General features: G+C 73.0%; 5 protein-coding genes. 4 read left to right on the forward strand and 1 reads right to left on the reverse strand.

From position 1 onward, the window contains the following. Positions 1-743: ABC transporter permease (locus tag ACFXA3_RS34700; RefSeq protein WP_385193652.1), on the forward strand; the 743-nt coding region annotated here is incomplete at its 5' end. Next, positions 740-1,435 (forward strand): ABC transporter ATP-binding protein, encoded by a 696-nt coding sequence (locus ACFXA3_RS34705; protein WP_385193655.1) that lies wholly within the window; start codon positions 740-742, stop codon positions 1,433-1,435. The genes ACFXA3_RS34700 and ACFXA3_RS34705, both read left to right, overlap by 4 nt. A 77-nt stretch (positions 1,436-1,512) precedes the next feature. Here ACFXA3_RS34705 and ACFXA3_RS34710 read toward each other — a convergent pair whose 3' ends face one another. Then, a complete protein-coding gene (locus tag ACFXA3_RS34710) occupies positions 1,513-2,316 on the reverse strand; it encodes an IclR family transcriptional regulator (RefSeq protein WP_385193658.1) in 804 nt (267 codons plus the stop codon). A 329-nt stretch (positions 2,317-2,645) separates the two neighbouring features. Between ACFXA3_RS34710 and allB the strand changes: the two genes are divergently transcribed. Both allB and alc read left to right on the forward strand, forming a co-directional pair. Next, on the forward strand, positions 2,646-3,986 hold the full coding sequence (gene allB, locus ACFXA3_RS34715) for an allantoinase AllB (protein WP_385193660.1): 1,341 nt from the start codon (positions 2,646-2,648) through the stop codon (positions 3,984-3,986). 3 nt (positions 3,987-3,989) lie between these two features. Next, a complete protein-coding gene (gene alc / locus ACFXA3_RS34720; RefSeq protein ID WP_385193663.1) occupies positions 3,990-5,108 on the forward strand; it encodes an allantoicase in 1,119 nt (372 codons plus the stop codon). Positions 5,109-5,256 lie beyond the last annotated feature (148 nt).

Genomic DNA, 5,256 nt, shown 5'->3' on the forward strand with positions numbered 1-5,256 from the left:
CGTCCGGGCCCCTCCCGCCGCGCGGCGGCGGTCTCGCCCGGGGGCGGGCGGTGCTCACCGAGAAGGCCGCGAAGGAGCTCGGCGGCCTGACCGCCGGCGACCGGCTGAAGATCGGCCCGCTGGAGCTGACCGTCGCGGCCGTCTCCGGCACCGCCGCGTACAGCCACACCCCTGTCGTCTGGACGGACCTGAACGACTGGCAGCGCATCGGCAACCCCGGCACCGCCACCGGCACCGTCGCCACCGTGATCGCGCTCGACACCACCGCGTCCGCCGATCTCGCCGCCGGGGACGCGGCCGCCGCCACCAAGGCGCAGACCATCGACGAAGCGCTCGGCGCCATAGGGTCCTACCAGGCCGAGAACGGCTCGCTCCAGCTGATGCGCGGCTTCCTCTTCGTCATCTCCGCCCTGGTCATAGGGGCCTTCTTCACGGTGTGGACGATCCAGCGCAGCGGCGACATCGCGGTGCTGAAGGCACTGGGCGCGTCCACCCCGTACCTGCTGAAGGACGCCCTCGGCCAGGCCGTGGTCATGCTCGCGATCGGCACCGGGCTCGGTACGGCGCTCGCCGCCGGGTTCGGCGCGCTGATCAGCGGGGGCGACGTGCCCTTCGTCCTCGGCACCGCGACCGTGCTGGTGCCCGCCGCGATCATGATCGTGCTCGGCGCGCTGGGCGCCGCCCTGTCCATCCGGCGGATCACCGCCGTCGACCCGCTGACCGCCCTCGGGAGCGCCCGATGACCCTGCTCGTGCACGACGTCACGCTCACCTACCCCGACGGCGAGAGCCGGCTCACCGCGCTCGACCGGGTCCGGCTGGAGGTCCCGGCGGGCACCCTGGCCGCGGTGATCGGCCCGTCCGGCTCCGGCAAGTCCAGCCTGCTGGCCGTCGCCGCGACCCTGGTCACCCCCGACTCCGGGCAGGTGGTGGTGGCCGGGCAGGACACCGCACGGCTGAGCCGGGCCGAGAAGGCGGCCCTGCGCCGGGAGGAGATCGGCATCGTCTTCCAGCAGCCGAACCTGCCGGCCTCGCTCACCGCCGCCGAGCAGCTCCAGGTGATGGCGCACCTGTCGGGCCGCCCCGCGCGGACCGTGCGCCGCCGGGCGCTGGAACTGCTGGACGCGGTGGGGCTCGCCGACAAGGCGGACAAGCGCCCCCACCAGCTCTCCGGCGGGCAGCGCCAGCGCGTCAACATCGCCCGCGCCCTGATGAACGAGCCGGCCGTGCTCCTGGTCGACGAACCCACCAGCGCCCTGGACCACGAGCGCGGCGCGGCCGTCCTCGACCTGCTGGTCACCCTGACCCGGGAGCGCTCCACCGCGACCGTGCTGGTCACCCACGACCACGCCCACCTGGAGCGGATGGACCGGACGGCGACGATGACGGACGGCCGCCTGACGGTGGCGGAGTCCGCGCCGGCCCCGGCCGGCTGAGCACCGGCCCGGACGCGAAGGCCCCGGCCCCCCCCCACCCCGGAGGGGGGGGGCCGGGGCCTTCGTCCGTACGGAACCTAGGCGGGGCTCTGGCTCTGCAGCGCCACCGACAGCTCGGCCGCGACGTTCTGCAGGATCGGCACGAAGGACTCGGCCACGGCCTCGGTCACCCGGCCGGCCGGACCCGAGATGGAGATCGCGGCGGCGGTCGGCGAGTTCGGCACCGACACGGCGAGGCAGCGGACTCCTATCTCCTGCTCGTTGTCGTCGACGGCGTAGCCCGACTTGCGGACCTGCTCCAGGGCCTCCAGGAAGCCCTCGGGGGTGGTGATGGTCTTCTCGGTCGCGGCCGGCATCCCCGTGCGCGCCAGCAGGGCCCGTACCTCCTCGGCGGGGGTGTACGCGAGCAGCGCCTTGCCCACGCCGGTGGAGTGCGGCAGCACCCGGCGGCCGACCTCGGTGAACATGCGCATGGAGTGCTTGGACGGCACCTGGGCGACGTAGACGATCTCGTCCCCGTCGAGCAGGGCCATGTTGGCCGTCTCGCCGGTCTCCTCGACCAGGCGGGCCAGGTACGGCCGGGCCCAGGTCCCCAGCAGGCGCGACGCGGACTCGCCGAGGCGGATCAGCCGGGGCCCGAGGGAGTACCGTCGATTGGGCTGCTGGCGGACGTAGCCGCACGCCACGAGGGTGCGCATCAGGCGGTGGATGGTGGGCAACGGCAGACCGCTGGCGGTGGAGAGCTCGCTGAGACCGACCTCGCCCCCGGCATCGGCCATGCGTTCGAGCAGATCGAAGGCGCGCTCGAGGGACTGGACGCCACCGCCGCCGGCGGTGGACTTGGCGGAAGCGTCGGTGGTGCTGGCGCTGGACGTCGGCACGGCGCGGTCCTTTCGGTGCTGGCGGGCAAGGAAGCAGCCTACCGGTCGGTCGGCGTCGGCCCTAGAGCCGGGGCGAAGCCGTCCCCGCCGGTCAGAGGGGGTTTGTCCGGGTGGCGGACGTCCTCGGGAAGTTACCTGCCCGGCCCCCGGTGGTGATAGCTACATTCTGGATAGTGAAATCTTAATTCCATCCTGTGGAAACATCCAATTGCGGCACTCGTGTGTCGGTGCTCTGTCCGGCGGCTCTTGACTGGCCCCGGATCGGCGGCGAGACTCCGTCAACAGAACGTTGAATTTCGCTCTGTGGAAGTAGATGGGGAGGTTCCGGCGTGTCCGACGACGTGGAACTGGTACTGCGCTCGACTCGCGTCATCACCCCCGGCGGGACGCGCGCCGCTTCGGTCGCCGTCGCCGCCGGGAAGATCGTCGCCGTACTGCCGCACGACGCCGGGGTGCCGGCCGGCGCCCGGCTGGAGGACTTCGGCGACGACGTCCTGCTCCCCGGCCTGGTCGACACGCACGTGCACGTGAACGACCCGGGCCGCACCGAGTGGGAGGGCTTCTGGACGGCCACCCGCGCCGCCGCGGCCGGAGGCATCACCACGATCCTCGACATGCCGCTGAACTCCCTGCCGCCGACCACCACGGTCGACAACCTCCGCGTCAAGCAGGAGGTCGCCCGGGCCAAGGCGCACGTCGACGTCGGCTTCTGGGGCGGGGCGCTGCCGGACAACGTCAAGGACCTGGCGCCGCTGCACGACGCCGGCGTCTACGGCTTCAAGTGCTTCCTGTCGCCCTCCGGCGTCGACGAGTTCCCCGAGCTCGACCAGGAGCAGCTGGCGACCTCGCTCGCCGAGATCACCGGCTTCGGCGGCCTGATGATCGTGCACGCCGAGGACCCGCACCACCTGGACTCCGCCCCGGTCGTCCCCGGCCCCAAGTACGCCGACTTCCTCGCCTCCCGCCCGCGCGACGCCGAGAACACCGCGATCGGCAACCTGATCGCCCAGGCGAAGCGGCTGAACGCGCGCGTCCACGTCCTGCACCTGTCCTCCTCCGACGCGCTGCCGCTGATCGCCGCAGCCAAGGCCGAGGGCGTCAGGATCACCGTCGAGTCCTGCCCGCACTACCTCACCCTCACGGCCGAGGAAGTGCCGGACGGCGCCAGCGAGTTCAAGTGCTGCCCGCCCATCCGCGAGGCCGCCAACCAGGACCTCCTGTGGGACGCGCTCGCCGACGGCACCATCGACTGCATCGTCTCCGACCACTCGCCCTCCACCGCGGACCTGAAGACCAGCGACTTCTCCACCGCGTGGGGCGGCATCTCCTCCCTCCAGCTCGGCCTGCCGGCGATCTGGACCGAGGCCCGCCGCCGCGGACGCACCCTGGAGGACGTGGTCCGCTGGATGTCCGCGGCCCCGGCCGCCCTCGCCGGGCTGGCGCAGAAGGGCGCGATCGAGGCCGGCCGGGACGCCGACTTCGCCGTGCTCGCCCCCGAAGAAACGTTCACCGTGGACCCGGCCGAACTCCACCACCGCAACCAGGTCACGGCGTACGCGGGCAAGACCCTGCACGGCGTCGTGAAGTCCACCTGGCTGCGCGGCACGCAGATCGCCGACCACGGCACCCCGACCGAGCCCACGGGCCTCCTCCTCGAAAGGCAGAACTGACCAGTGGCGACTGAATCCTTCACCGGCAACGCGAACCCGTACGGGGGCGGCGACCCGTACGCGGACTACCGCACCGCGGACTTCCCGTTCACCCAGTACGCGAACCTGGCCGCCCGTGAGCTGGGCGCCGGTGTCATCGCCGCCAACGACGAGTTCTTCGCCCAGCGCGAGAACCTGCTGATCTCCGAGGCCGCGCACTTCGACCCCGAGGACTTCGGCCACAAGGGCAAGGTCATGGACGGCTGGGAGACCCGCCGCCGCCGCGGCGTCTCGGCCACCCAGCCCTGGCCGACCCCCGAGGACCACGACTGGGCGCTCGTACGCCTGGGCGCCCCCGGCGTCATCCGCGGGATCGTCGTCGACACCGCCCACTTCCGCGGCAACATGCCGCAGGCCGTCTCCGTCGAGGCCACCAACTGGGCGGGCGCCCTCGCGCCGACCCCGGAGGAGCTCCAGGGCGACGACGTGAAGTGGACGACCATCGTCCCCCGCACCCCGGTCGGCGGCCACGCCGCCAACGGCTTCGAGATCGACGCCCCGCAGCGCTTCACGCACCTGCGCGTCAACCAGCACCCCGACGGCGGCATCGCCCGCCTGCGCGTCTACGGCGAGGTCCTGCCCGACCCGAAGTGGCTCGACGCGCTCGGTTCCTTCGACGTCGTGGCCCTGGAGAACGGCGGCTCCGTCCAGGACGCCTCCAACCGCTTCTACTCCCCGCCGACCAACACCATCAACCCGGGCCGCTCCCGCAAGATGGACGACGGCTGGGAGACCGCCCGCCGCCGCGACAACGGCAACGACTGGATCCGCTACCAGCTGGTGGCCGACTCCGAGATCCGCGCCGTCGAGATCGACACCGCCTACCTGAAGGGCAACTCGGCCGGCTGGGCCTCGCTGTCCGTCAAGTCCGGCGAGGAGGGCGAGTGGACGGAGTTCCTGCCGCGCACCCGCCTGCAGCCCGACACCAACCACCGCTTCGTCCTGGACACCCCGGCGGTCGGCAGCCACGTCCGGATCGACATCTTCCCGGACGGCGGCTTCTCCCGCCTGCGTCTGTTCGGCTCGCTGACGGAGGCCGGCGCGGCCGCGCTGACCGCCCGTCACCAGGAGCTGGGCGGCTGACGCCGGCCGGATGACCACCCCGGGGGCCGACACCCCCGGGGCGTGCACGACAAGCCCGCGGGGGGGCCCCCGGCGACCGGGGGGCCCCGCCGCGGCGCCCCCGCCCCCGGCCGCCCCCCCCCCGCGGAGGGCGGCACCCCCGGGCGGG

The organism is Streptomyces sp. NPDC059456 (assembly GCF_042750055.1).
GTDB lineage: Bacteria > Actinomycetota > Actinomycetes > Streptomycetales > Streptomycetaceae > Streptomyces.

Bases quoted from the DNA above. Each gene is read 5' to 3' on its own strand.
- ACFXA3_RS34705 (WP_385193655.1), top strand. From the start codon at position 740: ATGACCCTGCTCGTGCACGACGTCACGCTCACCTACCCCGACGGCGAG.